Origin of the sequence: Mesorhizobium sophorae (genome assembly GCF_002270415.1) — a bacterium.
GTDB classification, from domain to species: domain Bacteria; phylum Pseudomonadota; class Alphaproteobacteria; order Rhizobiales; family Rhizobiaceae; genus Mesorhizobium; species Mesorhizobium sophorae.
On record NZ_NNRI01000002.1, the window covers coordinates 1 to 17263 of the forward strand.

Annotated in this window: 19 protein-coding genes; 18 read left to right on the forward strand and 1 reads right to left on the reverse strand. The window is 63.8% G+C overall.

Going from position 1 to position 17263, the window contains the following annotated elements; translation table 11 throughout:
• The 4 genes from CGZ66_RS02205 to CGZ66_RS02220 form a co-directional block, all read left to right on the forward strand.
• On the forward strand, positions 1-557 hold a 557-nt coding region (locus CGZ66_RS02205), incomplete at its 5' end, for an enoyl-CoA hydratase/isomerase family protein (RefSeq protein WP_206073652.1).
• Complete coding sequence (locus tag CGZ66_RS02210; RefSeq protein ID WP_095081139.1) at positions 554-976, forward strand: DUF6163 family protein; 423 nt, start codon at positions 554-556, stop codon at positions 974-976. The genes CGZ66_RS02205 and CGZ66_RS02210, both read left to right, overlap by 4 nt.
• A 238-nt stretch (positions 977-1214) precedes the next feature.
• Positions 1215-1730 (forward strand): transcriptional regulator LdtR, encoded by a 516-nt coding sequence (gene ldtR / locus CGZ66_RS02215; protein ID WP_013896002.1) that lies wholly within the window; start codon positions 1215-1217, stop codon positions 1728-1730.
• Between the two features lie 190 nt (positions 1731-1920).
• Entirely contained in the window at positions 1921-2322 is a 402-nt protein-coding gene (locus tag CGZ66_RS02220) for a hypothetical protein (protein WP_245330973.1), read from the forward strand.
• Positions 2323-2350: 28 nt separating this feature from the next.
• Here the strand turns inward: CGZ66_RS02220 and CGZ66_RS02225 are convergent, their stop codons facing one another.
• Positions 2351-2884, reverse strand: a complete 534-nt coding sequence (locus CGZ66_RS02225) for a hypothetical protein (RefSeq protein WP_095081141.1) — start codon at positions 2882-2884, stop codon at positions 2351-2353.
• A gap of 373 nt (positions 2885-3257) precedes the next feature.
• Between CGZ66_RS02225 and CGZ66_RS02230 the strand changes: the two genes are divergently transcribed.
• The 14 genes from CGZ66_RS02230 (at position 3258) to CGZ66_RS02295 (ending at position 17217) form a co-directional block, all read left to right on the forward strand.
• Positions 3258-4511, forward strand: coding sequence for a L,D-transpeptidase family protein (locus tag CGZ66_RS02230; protein ID WP_095081143.1), 1254 nt, complete (start codon positions 3258-3260; stop codon positions 4509-4511).
• 142 nt (positions 4512-4653) lie between these two features.
• Positions 4654-6294 (forward strand): Na+/H+ antiporter, encoded by a 1641-nt coding sequence (locus CGZ66_RS02235; protein WP_095081145.1) that lies wholly within the window; start codon positions 4654-4656, stop codon positions 6292-6294.
• A gap of 183 nt (positions 6295-6477) precedes the next feature.
• On the forward strand, positions 6478-7791 hold the full coding sequence (gene glyA, locus CGZ66_RS02240; protein WP_095081147.1) for a serine hydroxymethyltransferase: 1314 nt from the start codon (positions 6478-6480) through the stop codon (positions 7789-7791).
• 72 nt (positions 7792-7863) lie between these two features.
• Complete coding sequence (locus tag CGZ66_RS02245) at positions 7864-8502, forward strand: hypothetical protein (RefSeq protein ID WP_095081149.1); 639 nt, start codon at positions 7864-7866, stop codon at positions 8500-8502.
• 158 nt (positions 8503-8660) lie between these two features.
• The gene (nrdR, locus tag CGZ66_RS02250; RefSeq protein WP_095081151.1) at positions 8661-9140 is read left to right on the forward strand and encodes a transcriptional regulator NrdR; all 480 of its coding nucleotides are present in this window, start codon (positions 8661-8663) and stop codon (positions 9138-9140) included.
• Positions 9141-9142: 2 nt separating this feature from the next.
• Positions 9143-10261, forward strand: coding sequence for a bifunctional diaminohydroxyphosphoribosylaminopyrimidine deaminase/5-amino-6-(5-phosphoribosylamino)uracil reductase RibD (gene ribD, locus CGZ66_RS02255; protein ID WP_095081153.1), 1119 nt, complete (start codon positions 9143-9145; stop codon positions 10259-10261).
• 63 nt (positions 10262-10324) lie between these two features.
• Complete coding sequence (locus CGZ66_RS02260) at positions 10325-10942, forward strand: riboflavin synthase (RefSeq protein ID WP_095081155.1); 618 nt, start codon at positions 10325-10327, stop codon at positions 10940-10942.
• Positions 10943-11054: 112 nt separating this feature from the next.
• Positions 11055-11510 (forward strand): 6,7-dimethyl-8-ribityllumazine synthase, encoded by a 456-nt coding sequence (locus CGZ66_RS02265; protein WP_095081157.1) that lies wholly within the window; start codon positions 11055-11057, stop codon positions 11508-11510.
• A gap of 5 nt (positions 11511-11515) precedes the next feature.
• Complete coding sequence (nusB, locus tag CGZ66_RS02270; RefSeq protein WP_095081158.1) at positions 11516-12016, forward strand: transcription antitermination factor NusB; 501 nt, start codon at positions 11516-11518, stop codon at positions 12014-12016.
• The gene (locus CGZ66_RS02275; protein ID WP_095081159.1) at positions 12013-13230 is read left to right on the forward strand and encodes an MFS transporter; all 1218 of its coding nucleotides are present in this window, start codon (positions 12013-12015) and stop codon (positions 13228-13230) included. Before nusB ends, CGZ66_RS02275 begins: the two co-directional genes overlap by 4 nt.
• Positions 13231-13405: 175 nt before the next feature.
• Positions 13406-14317 carry a glycine betaine ABC transporter substrate-binding protein OsmF gene (gene osmF / locus CGZ66_RS02280; protein ID WP_095081161.1) on the forward strand — a complete coding sequence of 304 codons (912 nt, stop codon included), beginning with the start codon at positions 13406-13408 and terminating at the stop codon, positions 14315-14317.
• A 55-nt stretch (positions 14318-14372) separates the two neighbouring features.
• Positions 14373-15536 carry an ABC transporter permease gene (locus CGZ66_RS02285; protein WP_095081162.1) on the forward strand — a complete coding sequence of 388 codons (1164 nt, stop codon included), beginning with the start codon at positions 14373-14375 and terminating at the stop codon, positions 15534-15536.
• Entirely contained in the window at positions 15533-16471 is a 939-nt protein-coding gene (locus CGZ66_RS02290) for an ABC transporter ATP-binding protein (protein ID WP_095081164.1), read from the forward strand. Before CGZ66_RS02285 ends, CGZ66_RS02290 begins: the two co-directional genes overlap by 4 nt.
• Entirely contained in the window at positions 16468-17217 is a 750-nt protein-coding gene (locus CGZ66_RS02295) for an ABC transporter permease (RefSeq protein WP_095081166.1), read from the forward strand. The genes CGZ66_RS02290 and CGZ66_RS02295 overlap by 4 nt, the downstream gene beginning before the upstream one ends.
• The last annotated feature ends 46 nt before the right edge of the window (positions 17218-17263 follow it).

Below are 17263 nucleotides of genomic sequence, written 5' to 3' on the forward strand. Positions count from 1 at the left end.
ATCTGGCGCTGACCGGCAATCGCATCCGCTACGGCGACGCGCTGTGGTCGGGGCTCGCCACCCACACCATCAAGGCCGCGGACCAGGGCGGCTTCCTCGACCGGGTGACGTTGACCGGCGATCCGGAATCGGTGCTGCGCGGTTTCTTCGTCCAGGCAAAACGGGAAACCGACAGGCCGACGCTGGAGGCGATCGTCCGTCATTTTTCGCAACCATCCCTCAAGGCCGTCATCGACAGCCTCGAACAGGCGGCAGGCGCCGACGAATTCGCGGCCAAGACGCTGGCGACGATCCGGACGCGTTCGCCGACCAGCCTGCGCGTCGCCTGGCGCCAGATAAGCGCCGGGCTAACCATGTCCATGGACGCCTGCATGAAGATGGAGTTCCGCATCCTCAACCGGATGCTGGCCGGCCACGATTTCTACGAAGGCATCCGCGCCGCCATCATCGACAAGGGCTCGAAGCCGCAATGGCGGCCGGCGAGCCTCGGCGCGGTCAGCGAGGCGGATGTCGACGCCTATTTCGCCTCGCTCGGCGAGCGGGAGCTCGACCTGTGAGCGAGGTGACCTCCAGACGCGTCGTGCTGCAGCCCTCGGGCGTGGAGTTGATCTTCGCCTGGTTCCAGCGCGTCGTCGCCGGCTACTGCCTGCTGTTCGGCATTCTCTACTGGATCAGGCTGATCGGCTTCTATCCGGGCTCGTTGTGGCGCTTCGACCTGATGCCGGTGCACTGGCAGGTTGCGGCGGTGATGCTCGCCGTGTTTTTCCCCTTCGCCGCCGCCGGCCTGTGGATGCTGGCGTCCTGGGGACCCGTGATCTGGTTTATCTGCGCGGTGACCGAGACAGTCATGTATGCCGGTTTTCCCGAGCTTTTCGGCCACCGCATGCTTATCGTCGTCTCGCATGCTGTCGTGGCGCTGCTTTATATCGCTTTCCGCGTGATCATCTGGCTGCAGAAACGACCGGTGCGGCACTAACCCCTTGAGCCCATTGGCACCCTGGCGGCTGCCTCAATTCGGCCCCGCAATTGTTGGCTAAATCTTTAGGTTAATTATCCTTGCTCGGGAGACCGTTCGTTAAGCCTCTTTCGAAACCTCTTACCGGTAAGCTCTTGTTAGCCCTAGCGTTTAAGTCGAATTTTATGAGTATTCGATAGTGTCGCGATCAAGGTGAAAAACAAAAAATCACCAAGGCGACAAACGAGAGGCAAAGACAATGATCAATTCGCGTCCGGCGGCGAAGACCGCCAACGTATCCGACGACCGCCGCGAGGCTATCCGCTCGCTGTACATGGAATCGCTGCAGCTTGTAGAGCGGCTGCACCGCCGCCTGCTTGACGTGATCAAGGACGAGTTCGACCGCAACGGCCGCTCCGACATCAATGCCATCCAGGCGCTGCTGCTGTTCAACATCGGCAATTCGGAACTGACCGCCGGTGAGCTGCGTTCGCGCGGCTACTATCTCGGCTCCAACGTCTCCTACAATCTGAAGAAGCTGGTCGATCTCGGCTTCATCAACCACCAGCGCTCGCGCATCGACCGCCGCTCGGTCCGCGTCTCGCTGACGCCGAAGGGCAACGAGGTGGCGGACGTCGTCGCCGGTCTTTATGAGCGCCATGTCGGCTCGATCGAGCAGGTCGGCGGCATCAACACCGACGAGTTCAAGCAGATGAACCGCGCGTTGCAGCGGCTCGATCGCTTCTGGAACGACACCATCGCCTACCGGATGTGAGCCGGCGCATCGGATCTGGCCCGCGCCACAGAAGCGCGGCCGAAATGACGACCTCTGGTCAAGGCCGGTGCCGAAAGGCATCGGCCCTTTTCTTTTCCTGATTCAGAAGCCCAGCCGCCCGGTCGACACTATTCCGCCAGGTTTGCTTTCGCTGCAGCAGTGCCTAATGTCACGGCCCGGAGGGGGGCGCATGATGGGTCTGGGAAAACGCTCGAAGATCTGCTCGGTTGCGGCAGTGCTTTTGCTGGTCTCGCAAACAGCTTTCGCCGAGGAGTGGTGGAAGGATTCTTTCGCCGCGGAAGGCAGCGCCCCATGTGACAACAATGACTCGATCGTGACGTTTACCGACAAGGCAGTCGAGATGTGGGAGGTCGGCTGCACGTTGGACAAAATTCAGAAGATCAACCGCCTGGATGTCGTCATCCTGGACATGTCGTGTACGGATGGTGAAAGCACGGACAAGAGGCGGGAACTGTTGCTCAAACTGGAGGACAACAAGGTTCTGCGCTATCCCCAGCATGAGGTGTTGCAAAGATGTTCCGAATTGAGGGCGCAGCCAAGTCCGGCCCCAAATGTTGAAAATCCGCACTGAGATCGTGAGATAGTCAGTCCAGACAGGATCACGGCTTCAGCGGGCAGAATTTCTCGTGGAAATAGGCAAGCGCCTGTTCGGCCTGGCCTGGCTCGCCGAAGAACGGACTGATTGCTTCGGGCTCGCGCGTCAGGTCGCAGCTGCCCTCGGTGTCAGTCGTGCATGTCTTCACCAGCCCTTTCAGCGCGATGGTTGCCGGCGGATTGTCGAACGACAGGCCGGTTACACCGCCAAGCCGCAGTTCGTAGCTCAGGCGGTAGTAGATTGCGCCGTCCTCCTCGAACTGCTGTTCGGCTCTAAAGGTGCAATCATCCAGCCGAGCGACGATGAACCTCAGCGTTTCGGTTTCGTCGCCGACCTCGTTCGGGCCTGTGCTGGTGAAGATCGCCGGCGATCGGGAAACCTGCTTCAGCGGTTCATCGGTCTGCTGCCCGTATTTGGGGATCGCGCCCTGTTCCAGGCCATGCACGAAATAGGCAACCGTTTCCTCCGGCGTCGGAGTGCTGCCGTTCGGACCTGCGGCCAAGGCGAAGGCCGCGACGACTGAAAGGACACCAGGCATGGTCTCGTTCCTCGCGTTGGACTAGCTTATCAGTGTAGCATCAAGGGCTCGTGGTAGCCGGTCGATATCGCGGCCGGCGACCGGGATCGGTGCTGAAAAAGCACGGGCTTTTCATTTCGCTGCGTCGCCTGATGCAAATCGCGGGACAAGGCCACGTTGCCGCCATATTCCAATGGAACCGAGGATGCCGGTGATGCTGTGGTGAAGGCCGTGCGTTCACCCGGAACCCGTGTCGCGGCTCAAGCGTTTGTGGCCGAACTGATACGGACATGGTTGGCTAATTGTTAAGATTGCCAACTCTAGAGTGCGGGCAACATCGCCCTGAAAACCGAATGCAGCAAGATCGAACGCTACAAGAATGTCTGGAACGTCCATGAGAACCAGCCGCCGTCTTTTCCTTTCCGGAGCCTCCGCGCTCGCAGCCGCGATGGTCGCCGGCGGCGCCAATGCGCAGGACGTCATCGGTGATATCCTGAAATCCTCGGCGCGCGGCAATTGGGACGACACGTTCGACGCCCGCGCCAGCGAGGGCGGGAAGGTGGCCTCGACGCTGCCGATCTTTAGCCCGCAGACCGTCGCCTTTACCGAGCAGGCGGTAGCGCAATACCAGAACATCGTCAGCCAGGGCGGCTGGGTAGAGGTGCCCGCGACCAAGAAGCTGCAGCTCGGCGTCGATGATCCCGATGTCGTGCCGTTGCGCAAGCGACTGATGGTCTCTGGCGACTTGTCGCAGAGCGCCGGCATTTCGACGGCCTTCGATTCCTATGTCGACTCGGCGGTCAAGCGCTTCCAGTTGCGTCACGGCCTGCCCGCCGACGGCTCCATGGGCAAATACACCTACTTGGCGATAAACGTTTCGGCGCAGATCCGGCTTGGCCAGCTACAGACCAACCTGCAGCGGCTGAAGGAGAAGGCTGGCACGCTTGGCAGTCGCTACGTGCTGGTCGACATTCCGGCGGCGCAGATCGAAGCCGTCGAGAATGACCGCGTCGTGCTTCGCCACACCGCGATCGTCGGCAAGATCGATCGCCAGACGCCGATCGTCAATTCCAAGATCAACGAGATCATCGTCAATCCGTATTGGAATGCGCCGGTCTCGATCGTCCGCAAGGACATCATTCCGCTGATGCGGAAGGATCCCAACTATTTGAAGGACAGCCATATCCGGTTGTTCGCTCCGGACGGCAGCGAGGTCGACCCGCTCAATGTCGACTGGTCGACCGACGACGCCGCCAAGTATCGCTTCCGCCAGGATCCAGGCGCGGGCAACGCCATGGCGTCGGTGAAGATCAATTTCCCGAGCCCGGACGGCGTCTACATGCACGACACGCCGCAGCAGAGCCTGTTCGGCAAGATGATGCGTTTCGATTCCTCGGGCTGCGTGCGCGTGCAGAATGTGCGCGACCTCGTCACCTGGATCCTGCGCGACACGCCCGGCTGGGACCGTCAGCATTTCGAGGCGGCGATCAAGACCGGCGAAAACACGCCGGTCGAGGTCACCAACCCGGTGCCGGTACATTTCCTCTATCTCTCGGCCTGGTCGACGGGCCCGGGCGTCGTGCAGTTCCGCGACGACGTCTACGCGCTCGACGGTGCCAACGAGCTGCAGATCACGTCTTCGCTTTAACTAACTGATTTTTTTATGAGAAAAGGCTGCCGGCAAGGGCGGCCTTTTCGTTGCTCGGATTGCCTGCGCCTTTTCGCGGGAGGGCGGCTGGACGGATCGACCGGCTTTGCGCGTGGTCGGCGGACAAGGCTGGAACCGGACCATGGATGTCGCCGTCTTCATTCTGGTTGTGCTCGTCTTCGTCGCCGTTTCCGGCGCACTGGTGCGTCTGGTGCGGGTGCCGTTGCCGGTGCTGCAGATCGCCATGGGTGCCGCACTCGCCTGGCCGGTGCGCGGCATCCATGTCGAGATCGATCCGGAACTGTTCCTGCTGGTGTTCATTCCGCCGCTGCTGTTCGGCGATGCCTATGGTGCGCCGAAGCGTGAATTGATTGCGCTGCGCGGACCGATCCTGGATCTCGCCATCGGGCTGGTGTTCTTCACCATCGTCGGCTTCGGCTATGCCTTGCACTGGCTGGTGCCGAGCATCCCGCTGGTCGTCGCTTTCGCGCTCGCCGCGGTGCTGTCGCCGACCGACGCGGTGGCGGTGTCCTCGATCGTCGACAGGAACCAGGTTCCGGCGCGGCTGATGCACATTCTGGAAGGTGAGTCGTTGCTCAACGACGCTTCCGGCCTGGTCATGTTCCGCTTCGCCGTGGCGGCGGCGCTGACGGGCAGCTTTTCCTTGGCCGCCGCATCGCTGAATTTTCTCTATGCCGTCGCTGCCGGCATCCTGATCGGCGTGGCGGCGTTGTTCGTCGCCGCCAAGGTGCTGCAATTGCTCAACCGCATCGGCGGCGTGCCGGCCGAGGCGCAGGTGCTGGTGATGATCCTGCTGCCGTTCATCGCCTACCTCGGCGCCGAGCACATCGGAGCGTCCGGCATCCTTGGGGCGGTCACCGCCGGCCTCCTCACTGGTGGCTCCGGCGTGTTTCGGTTCCTTGGCGTCTCTGCCCGCATCCAGACGATGTCGCTATGGACGACGCTTTCCTTCATTTTCAACGGTGCTCTCTTCATCGTGCTCGGGCTCCAGCTTCCCGACATCATCCGTCATGTGCCACCGGAACTCATGAGCATGCACCCGATCATCCAGCCGGTCGCGACCGTCATCACACTGACGCTGTGCCTGATCGCCCTGCGCTTCCTGTGGATATGGGTCGGCGATATCGCGGCTGGCATCGCGGCACGTCTGGGCAAGCGCAGGGTTGAGCCGTTCGGTCTGCGCGTGCGGCTCGCCGGGTCGGTGGCCGGCGTGCGCGGCGCAATCACGCTGGCCGGCATCCTGTCGCTGCCGCTCGCCATGCCGGACGGGTCGCCGTTTCCGGCGCGCGACCTCGTCATCTTCCTCGCCACCGGTGTCATCATCTGCTCGCTGGTCTTTGCCAGTCTCGCCTTGCCGACGATCGCCAGCGGGCTGGTCGAACCGGTTGAGGATGCCGGTGCTACGGAGGAACGCCTGGCGCGTGTCGGCGCGGCCAAGGCGGCAATCGCCCGCATCGAGTTACTTGCTGCAACCGATACCGAAGAGGGAGGCGAGGTGCCCGGCGCCCGGCTGGCCGCGGCCGATGGGATTGTCGCAGCCTATCGTCGCCGTATCGCCGCTTCCGACGAAGCCGACGAGGCGCGGGCCGAAGCGCGGGAGGCCGGCCGGCTGGAACTCGAGCTCAGGCTCGCCGGCATCGAGGCCGAGCGCGGTGCCGTGCGCGCCATGCTGCGCAGCGGCGAGATCAACGACCATGCGGCGCGGGCGCTGTTCACCGAGATCACGCTTACCGAGGCCTTGCTGAAGGGACGGCAGGCGTGAAAATAGCACGCTCGTTGCCTCGCTGGCGCAAACCGGCCAGCAAATTTCGCGCCGCAAACGTGGCGGGGCGAAAACAACTGTGTTAATGGCGCGGCGAATGCATGTCGCCCAAAAGTGTGCAGCGGTTTTGGGACAGCGACATGCATAAATCAAAATTGCCCCCGAACCCAAGGATTTCAGGCCATGGCATCAGCAGCGGCAGTGTCGAACAAATTTGAATCCTTCTTCGAAACCACGCTGGAAGATGCCGACCCGGAGATTTTCGGCGCCATCCGGAACGAACTCGGTCGCCAGCGCCACGAGATCGAACTGATCGCCTCTGAAAACATCGTCTCGCGCGCCGTGCTCGAGGCGCAGGGCTCGATCATGACCAACAAGTACGCCGAAGGTTATCCGGGCAAGCGCTACTATGGCGGCTGCCAGTTCGTCGACGTCGCCGAGGAACTTGCCATCGAGCGGGCCAAAAAGCTGTTCAGCTGCAACTTCGCCAACGTCCAGCCGAATTCCGGCAGCCAGATGAACCAGGCGGTGTTCCTGGCGCTCTTGCAACCCGGCGACACCTTCATGGGGCTCGACCTCAATTCGGGTGGCCACCTGACCCACGGTTCGCCGGTCAACATGAGCGGCAAATGGTTCAAGGTCGTGTCCTATGGCGTGCGCCAGGACGACCATTTGCTCGACATGGACGCCATCGAGAAGACCGCCCATGAGACCAAGCCGAAGCTGATCCTGGCCGGTGGCACCGCCTATTCGCGTGTCTGGGACTGGAAGCGTTTTCGCGAGATCGCCGACGCGGTTGGCGCCTATCTGATGGTCGACATGGCGCACATCGCCGGTCTCGTCGCCGGAGGCGTGCATCCGTCGCCGCTGCCGCATGCCCATGTGGTGACCACCACCACGCACAAGTCGCTGCGCGGCCCGCGCGGCGGCATGATCCTGTGCAACGACGAGGACATCGCCAAGAAGATGAATTCTGCGGTGTTCCCCGGCCTGCAAGGTGGCCCGCTGATGCATGTCATCGCCGCCAAGGCGGTGGCCTTCGGCGAAGCCTTGAAGCCGAGCTTCAAGGTCTATGCGGAGAGCGTCGCCGCCAACGCCAAGGCGCTCGCCTCCAGCCTCAAGGAAACCGGCCTCGATATCGTCTCCGGCGGCACCGACAACCATCTGATGCTGGTCGACCTGCGTCCCAAGAACGCCACCGGCAAGCGCGCCGAGGCAGCGCTCGGCCGCGCCAACATCACCTGCAACAAGAACGGCATTCCGTTCGACCCGGAAAAGCCTTTCGTCACCTCGGGCGTGCGCCTCGGCACCCCGGCCGGCACAACACGCGGCTTCGGCCAGGCCGAGTTCCGCGAAATCGGCAAGCTGATCGCCGAAGTTCTGGATGGTCTCAAGGTCGCCAATTCCGACGAGGGCAACGCCGCTGTCGAAGCGGCGGTCAAGGCCAAGGTTGTGGCTCTGACCGACCGCTTTCCGCTCTATCCCTATCTCGGCTGACGAGATAGGAGGTCTCACCACCTTGCCGCGACGGACAAGCGTCGTCGCGGCAAGGCTGCGACAGGAGCCTTGATGATGCGAATTGTCCGTCTCGCCGACCTTGCCATCGCCGGCGTCCTGGCTGCTTCGATTGTCTTGCCGCTCTCCGGCATCGCCTCGGCGCAAACCGCGCCTGCGCAACCGGCACCCGCCCAGGCCGCACCCGCGGCACCCGCCCCGGCGGCGCCCAAGCTTGAAACCTTCGGCAGATGGTCTACCCTGGTCGACGAGGTCGATACCGGCGAGGACATCCGCAAGACCTGTGCAGCGTCGACCGCTTTTATCGGCGCCCGCGGCGAAAGCGGCACTCTGACGCTTATCATCACGAACGGCGATGCACTGCCGCCGGCTGCCTATCCGTCCGTGACCATTGCGGCCGACAACACGGCGCTGCCAACGGGCAAGTCGGTCGCGGCAACCTTTGGCGATGACAAGGGCCACGTCGCCGCCAAGCTCCATTCCGACGCCACCGTGGGCGGCCGGCTCAGCTGGACCGTGGACAATCAGGCCAAGACCAGCCTGGCGCTCTTGCGCGTCATGCGCCGCGCATCGGTGCTCGATGTGTCCTTTGGCGACGTGCCGGTTGGAAGCATAGCCATGGACGGCTTCACCAAGGCCTATCGCAGCCTCGGCGCATCATGCGGGTTTGCGACCACCGACGTCGCCCCTTGACGGCGTCGCTGTCCAGCCGCCTGCGGCGCTGGCAATCTTGCTTGCAGCTCGCTATCTCTCAGGGCGAGCGGCTCTGAGGGGCGAGGGGCTGCTTTGCCATCGTTGCAAAAACCTCTAAGCCTTTCGCTTCACCAGATTCGCCAACCAAAGGCTTCTCCATGCGCTGTCCCTATTGCCAGTCAGAAGATACGCAGGTGAAGGATTCGCGCCCCGCCGAGGATGGCGCCGCGATCCGCAGGCGGCGCGTTTGCCCCGATTGCGGCGGCCGCTTCACGACTTTCGAACGCGTGCAGCTGCGCGACCTCGTCGTGGTCAAGAAATCCGGTCGCAAAGTGCCGTTCGACCGCGACAAGCTGTTGCGCTCGGTGGAGATCGCCGTTCGCAAGCGCAATGTCGATCCCGAACGCATCGACCGCGCTGTGACCGGCATCGTGCGCCAGCTCGAAAGCTCCGGTGAGACCGAAGTGGCCTCCGGCGAGGTCGGCCGGCTGGTCATGGACGCGCTGAAGTCGCTCGACGATGTCGCCTATGTCCGCTTCGCCTCGGTCTACCGCAATTTTCGCGAGGCCAAGGATTTCCACGAATTGCTCGGCGAGCTCAAGGGGGACGAAATCAAGGGCGAAGAGGACGCCGGCTGAGCATGACTGCAAGCGACAGACAGGCCGGCCTTGATCGCCGTTTCATGGCAGCGGCGCTCCGCCTTTCGCGCAAGCATGCCGGGCGCACCGCGACCAACCCATCCGTGGGCACGCTGATCGTGCGCGACGACGGCGATGGCCCGATGATCGTCGGCACAGGCGTCACCGCTGTCGGCGGACGCCCGCATGCCGAGACCGAGGCGCTGGCCGAGGCCGGCGCGCTGGCGCGCGGCGCCACCGCCTACGTCACGCTGGAACCTTGCGCCCACCATGGCCGCACGCCGCCCTGTGCCAACGCGCTGGTCAACGCGGGTGTCGCGCGTGTCGTCGGCGCTGCCAGCGATCCCGATCCGCGCGTGTCCGGCCAGGGCTACGCGATCCTGCGTGCCGCCGGGATCGAAGTGGTCGAGAAGGTGTTGGCGGCGGAAGCAGCCGAACAGATGGCCGGCTATTTGATCAGGTCGTTGAAAAAACGCCCCGAAGTGATTCTCAAGCTTGCGCTTTCCAGCGATGGCAAGATCGGCAGGGAAGGCCAAGGGCAAGTGTCGATCACCGGCGATGTCGCCCGTCGCGAAGTGTATCTGATGCGGGCCGAGGCCGACGGCATATTGGTCGGCATCGGCACCGCCCTTGAGGATGACCCGGCATTGACGGTGCGCTTGCCGGGGCTGGAGAACCGGTCGCCGGCGCGCATTGTACTCGACCGGCAGATCAGGTTGCCGGAGACCTCGAAGCTGGTTTCGGGCGTGGACCGGGTGCCGCTTTACGTCGCCGCCTGCCTGGAGGCCGATCCGCTGCGGCGGACCATGCTGGAGCGCGCCGGAGTGCGCTTCATCGGCACCGAAACGCATGAGGGCGGCGTTGCGCTGCCGGAACTGCTCGAGGATCTGGCCGCGCTCGGCATGGCCAGTGTTCTGGTCGAGGGCGGCGCCAAGGTTGCCGGCGCTTTCCTGGCCGAGGGGCTGGTCGACCGCATCGTGCTGTTCCAGGGATCGGAAGCGATCGGCGCCGACGGCATTGCATCGCCCATCGATGCCGACCATATCCCGGCAGGATTTCGAAAGCTCCGCGATATGCGTTTCGGTGAAGACAGCTACGCCGAGTGGATCAGGGACATTTAGACCACGATCCCGAACAGTGGGACCGGTTTTGGACAGGATCATGGTCAAACGGAAGGATCACCGATGTTTACTGGAATTGTCACCGATGTCGGCACCGTCGCGACCGTCAAGCCGCTGAGGGAAGGGGTGGGGCTACGCATCGACACCGCCTACGATCCCGAAACCATCGCCATCGGCGCCTCGATCTCCTGCGGTGGTGTCTGCCTGACGGTTACCGCCTTGCCCGACAGCGGCACGAACGCGCGCTGGTTCGAGGTCGAGGCCTGGGAAGAGGCGCTCAGGCTGACGACGGCGACGAATTGGAAATCGGGCACGCGGATCAATCTGGAGCGGGCGCTGAAGATCGGCGACGAGCTTGGTGGTCACATCGTTTCGGGCCATGTCGACGGCATGGCCGAGATCATCGAGCGCAGGGATGAAGGGGACGCGGTGCGTTTTACCCTCGAAGCACCGCGCGATCTGGCGAAGTTCATTGCACCGAAAGGCTCGGTCGCGCTCGACGGCACCTCGCTCACCGTCAACAAGGTGGAAGGCACGCGCTTCGACGTGCTTTTGATCCACCACTCGCTGACCGTGACCACCTGGGGCGAGCGCAGGGTTGGCGACCGCGTCAATCTCGAGATCGACACCATGGCCCGCTACGCGGCGCGGCTGGTGGAGGCCGCGAAAGAGGGGCTTTGACGGTCACAGTCGGATGGACTTCAGCGCCAAACTGGGCACGTGCAACATCTTCTGCTTGCGATCAAACGGGCTTCGGCCTAAGTCACCGGCTCCGCCGGAGACGTGACGCAAAATGCCCAGGAACAAGAAACTCAAGCTGCTGATCATCGAAGCCCGCTTCTATGATGATCTGGCGGACGCGCTGCTCGAAGGCGCCAAGGCTGCGCTCGACGAAGCCGGCGCCAAGTACGATGTCGTCACCGTGCCGGGCGCGCTGGAGATTCCGGCCGTGATCTCCTTCGCGCTCGATGCCGCCGAGGGTGAGGGCACCGACTATGACGGCTTTGTCGCGCTTGGCACCGTCATCCGCGGCGAGACGCATCATTTCGATATCGTTGCCAATGAATCCGCGCGCGCCCTGATGGACATGTCGGTGCAGGAATCGATCTGCATCGGCAACGGCATCCTGACCACCGAAAACGACGAGCAGGCCTGGACCCGCGCCCGGCGCACGGAAGGCGACAAGGGTGGCTTTGCCGCCCGCGCCGCGCTGACCATGATCGCCGTCAAGAAACGGCTCGGAGCCTGACCGGCGTGACGCAATCCGGAGACAACGACCGACCACCGGTACGCCAGGCCAACAAGCGCGGCGCTGCCCGGCTGGCCGCCGTGCAGGCGCTCTATCAGATGGATGTCGCCGGCAGCGGCGTCTTCGAGATCACCGCCGAATACGAGGCCTTTCGCCTCGGCAAGGAAGTCGACGGCGCGCTCTATCGTGAAGCCGATGCACAATGGTTTCGCGCTATCCTCGCCGGTGTCGTCGAGAACCAGAAGACGGTCGATCCGATCATCCGACAGGCACTGACCGAGGACTGGCCGCTGTCGAGGCTCGATTCGACGCTACGCGCCATTCTGCGCGCCGGCGTCTACGAGTTGATGAAGCGCGAGGATGTTCCCGTCGCCGTCATCGTCTCCGAATATGTCGATATCGCCAAGGCTTTCTACGAGGAAGACGAGCCGAAGCTGGTCAATGCTGTGCTTGACCGTGTGTCTCGCCGGGTGCGTGGCGAGGGGCGCGGCAAGGACGCATCATGACGGCAATCGCCGTCGAGGCAGGCAAGGATGCGCGGCGCACCGCTTTGATCCTTGCCGCATCGCAGGCGATCATCGGTTCTGCTGCCCCCATCGCCATCTCCATGGGGGGGCTGGCCGGGCAATATCTGCTTGGTCCCGACAAGTCGCTGGCAACAGCGCCGATCACCGGCTTCAACATCGGCGTGGCGCTCGGCGCGCTGCCGGCAGCGGCCATCATCCGCGGCATGGGTCAGCGCCGCGGCTTCATGACCGGCACGATCGTCACTGCGCTTGGCGGGCTGGTTGCGACAGCAGCGCTTTTCCACGGCAGTTTCTGGCTGTTCGCCTTCGGCCTGTTGGTGATCGGCGTCGGTGGCGCCTTCGTCCAGCAGTTCCGGTTTGCCGCCGCCGACAATGCGCCGCCGCAGTTCAAGGCACGCGCCATCTCCTTCGTGCTGGCCGGTGGCATCGTCACCGCCGTCCTCGGGCCGCAGATCGTCATCTTCACCCGTGAATCGTTCGCGCCGGTGATGTTTGCCGGTTCGTTCGCCGCCATCCTGCCGCTGGCGGCCGTTGGCGCAATCATCCTGTCGTTCCTGCGCTTGCCGGCGAAGGTATCGGGCAAGGTGGAGATCGCCGACAGCGACGCCAGACCATTGGTCGAAATCGTCACCCACCCGCGCTTCGTCGCGGCGCTGTTCTGCGCCGTCGGCAGCTATGCCCTGATGAGCTTTGTCATGACTGGCGCGCCGCTGGCGATGGTTGGTTGCGGCCTGTCGGAGGACGATGCGACGCTCGGCATTTCCTGGCACGTCATGGCGATGTTCGCGCCGAGCTTTTTCACCGGCTCGCTGATCCATCGCTTCGGCGCCGAACGGATCGTCGCCACCGGCCTGGTCCTGCTCATCGGCTGCGCCACTGTCGCTCTGTCGGGCCTGGCGCTTTGGCAATTCTGGACGTCGCTGATCCTGCTCGGCCTTGGCTGGAATTTCAGCTTCATCGGCGCCACCGCGATGGTGGCGGCCAGCTACCGGCCGTCGGAAAAGGGCAAGGTCCAGGGCTTCCACGACTTCGTGCTGTTCGGCTCTGTCGCTTGCGCGTCGCTGATGTCGGGCATGGTTTACAACGCCTGGGGCTGGACCATGCTTAACTGGATGGTCTTCCCTGTCACCGTTCTGTGCTTCGTCGCCCTCGGCGCGCTCAAGCTGACGGGACGGCGCAAAGCCGACGCCTGACCCGGTCGCCGCATGCCTGACACGCCCTGTCAGCATGGTGTCGGTCGAATACGCAGCGCCCGAACAAAATTATTGCGTCTGTGCCAGATGTTATGAAACCGTGTGCCCCGACTGGCCGTTGAAGCCATGCTCATATGCGGCCGCCGCATTCCGGTTCACAGCAAGGGATTTCACAATGTTTTCAGTCAAGGTTCTGGCCAGCGCGGCATTGGCGCTCGGCATCACGGCGGTTTCCGCCAGTGCCCAGGTCGTTGTCTCCTCGAAGATCGACACCGAGGGCGGTGTGCTCGGCAACATCATCCAGCTCGTTCTCAACGCCAACAACATCAAGACCACTGACCGTATCCAGCTCGGCGGCACGCCGGTGGTCCGCAAGGCGATCACCGCCGGCGAGATCGACATCTATCCTGAATACACCGGCAACGCCGCCTTCTTCTTCGAGAAGGCCGACGACCCGGTCTGGAAGGATGCCGCCAAGGCCTACGAGACGGCCAAGAAGCTCGACTACGACGCCAACAAGATCGTCTGGCTGTCGCCGTCGCCTGCCAACAACACCTGGGCGATCGCGCTGCGCAAGGAGGTCGCCGAGACCAACAAGCTCGCCACGCTCACCGACTTCGGCAAGTATGTCGCGGGCGGCGGCCAGGTGGTGCTGGCGGCATCCGCCGAGTTCGTCAATTCGGCGGCCGCACTGCCGGCCTTCCAGACCACGTATGGTTTCACGCTGAAGCCGGACCAGCTGATCACGCTCTCCGGCGGCGACACGGCGGCAACCATCGCAGCCGCCGCCAATCAGACCAGCGGGGCGAATGCCGCCATGGTCTACGGCACCGATGGCGGCATCGCACCGTCAGGCCTGGTCGTGCTCGAGGACGACAAGGGCGTGCAGCCGGTCTACCAGCCTGCGCCGATCGTCCGCGAAAAGGTGCTGAAGGAACATCCCGAGATCGAAACGCTGCTGAAGCCGGTCTTCGCTAAACTCGACCTCGTCACGCTGCAAGAGCTGAACGGTCGCGTGCAGGTCGGCGGTGAGCCGGTCAAGGGCGTGGCCGAGGACTTTTTGAAGAAGAACGGCTTCCTGAAGTAGGACGATTCCGGCGCGCCGCATCCGTTGCGCGCCGGATCGACTGACGGGGGAGGGCGTGCAGATCCGGTTCGACAAGCTTGGCGTGGTCATCGCCGCGATAGTAGCTTACGCGGCTTTCGCTGCGCCCTTTGCCACGTTCCGCGCCAACCGCATCGTTCCCGGCCAGGCGCGCTCGATTCTCGAGGCGCTGCCGACGGCGACCGGGACGCTGCTGCTCGCCATCATTGTTGCCGCCGCACTTGTCGCGCTGTTCAGGACACCGCTTGTCCTGCGCCTCGTCGCCAGCGTGGTGGTGCTTGCAGCGCTGGCGCTGCTGATTGGCGCCGCCGGAACATTTCTGACGCCGGCCGGCAACACCCTTGCGAGAGTGTCGCCTGCCTCCGGTTTCTGGATACTGATCTTCGCCTTCACGCTTCTGCTGGCCGATGTGCTGACACGGCTGAACCTGTCGCCATTGGCACGGGTCGGCGTGCTTGTTGTGGCGGCTTTGGCGATCGGCCTGCTGTTGATTTCGGGAAGCTGGGATAATCTGTCGATCCTCAAGGAATACGCCAACCGCGCCGACAGTTTTTGGGCCGAAGGCTCCAAACATGTGACGCTGGCGCTCGGCTCGCTGGCTGCGGCTGTGATCGTCGGCCTGCCGCTCGGCATCCTCTGCCATCGCGTCGAAAGGCTGCACGCCGGCGTGCTCAACGTGCTCAACATCATCCAGACCATTCCCTCGATCGCGCTGTTTGGCCTTCTGATCGCGCCGCTCGGCTGGGTCGCCACGCATGTGCCGGGAGCCGCCGCGCTCGGCATTCGCGGCATCGGCACGGCACCGGCTTTCGTCGCCCTGTTCCTCTATTCGCTGCTGCCGGTTGTGGCCAACACCGTGGTCGGTCTCGCCGGCGTGCCGCGTGCCGCCAACGACGCGGCGCGCGGCATGGGCATGACCGACCGGCAGCGCCTTTTCGGCGTCGAGTTTCCGCTGGCATTTCCGGTGATCCTCACCGGCATCCGCATCGTTCTGGTGCAGAACATCGGCCTCGCCACCATCGCCGCGCTCATCGGTGGCGGTGGTTTCGGCGTGTTCGTTTTCCAGGGGGTTGGCCAGACGGCGATGGATCTGGTGCTGCTCGGCGCCGTGCCGACGGTCGCGCTCGCCTTCGCCGCCGCCATCGTCCTCGACGCAGTGATCGAAATGACCGCCACCAAGCGCAGGGTTGAAACGGCATGATCGAGATCGAAGGCATTACCAAGCGCTACGATTCGACAACGGTCGTCGATGACGTCTCGATGGTCATCGAGCCGCGCACGGTTTGCGTCATTGTCGGCACCTCGGGTTCCGGCAAGACGACGCTGCTGCGCATGATCAACCGGCTGGTCGAGCCGACGGCTGGCGTCATCAAGCTCGATGGCGCGGACAATCGCTCGCTGCCCGGTTACGAACTGCGCCGCAGCATCGGCTACGCCATTCAGGGCCACGGCCTGTTTCCGCATCGCACCGTGGCGCAGAATATCGCCACAGTGCCGGTGCTGCTCGGCTGGGACAAGGCCCGCATCAAGGCCCGCGTCGACGAGTTGATGACGCTCTACCAGCTCGACCCCGACGCGTTCGGGCCGCGCTACCCGCACGAACTGTCCGGCGGCCAGCAGCAGCGCGTCGGCGTTGCCCGCGCGCTCGCCGCCGAGCCCAACGTGCTGTTGATGGACGAACCGTTCGGCGCGCTCGATCCGATCATCCGCAACAAGGCGCAGGAAGATCTGCTGGCGATCCAGAAGCGCTTCGGCACCACCATCATTCTCGTCACCCACGACATGGAAGAGGCCGTGCACATGGGCGACAAGATCGCCGTTATGGATGCCGGCAAGCTTGTGCAATACGCTAAACCCGCGGAGATCCTGGCAAATCCGGCCAGTGCGTTCGTCGGGACCCTAGTCGGCGCAAGCGAAAGGCCGTTCCGGCTCTTGTCGCTCGGCCGCGTACGCGACGCCGTGGAGGACGGCTCCGCCGAAGGCGAGGCGATCTCAGGCGATGCCAGCCAGCGCGATGCGCTTGCCGAACTGTTGTGGTCGGGCCGGCCGGCGCTGCCGGTCAAAGGCGCCGACGGCAAGCCGCTTGGCCGCGTCACCGTCGACGGGCTGGTCAAGCGCGCCGCGAGGCCGGCATGAAGGCCTGGCTTCCCTCGCTGCTCAGGCTGGCTTTGGTGGTGCTGCTGGTTGCCTTCGTCACCAATCCCGGCTGGTTCGAGCCGCTGCTGAAGCCGCTGACTGAGAACAATGCGCCGGTGATCTACAATCAGGGCAGCCTGCTGACGCTGACGTTGCTGCATTTACGCATCGTTCTGATCGCCACGGTGGCTGCGACCGTGGTCGCGGTCGCACTGGCCATCCTGGTCACGAGGCCGGCCGGCGCCGAGTTCCTGCCGCTGTCGCGCAGCCTGGTCAACATCGGCCAGACCTTTCCGCCGGTGGCGGTGCTGGCGCTCGCTGTCCCGGCGGTCGGCTTCGGCGAAAAACCGACGCTGATCGCGCTGTTTCTCTATGGCCTGCTGCCGATCTTCGAGAATGCGCTGACCGGCCTGACGACATTGCCGGCCAATGTCACGGAGGCGGCGCGCGGCGCCGGCATGACCGGGTGGCAACGGCTCACCAAGGTCGAACTGCCGCTCAGCGCCCCGATCATCCTTGGCGGCATCAGGCTGTCGGTGGTGATCGGCCTTGCCACCGCCACCATCGGCTCGACCGTTGCCGCCAAGACGCTGGGCGAGGTTATCATCGCCGGCCTGTTGTCCAACAACCTTGCCTTCATCCTGCAGGGCGGGCTGATCGTGGCAGCCCTTGCCGTGCTGATCTATGACGGTCTTTCGGCGGTCGAACGCTACACGGCGCGCCGCATGGGCCGCGAAGTCGAGTAGCCAAGTGCCGCGTCGAGATCGATTTCAATCGATCTAATAGGACAAT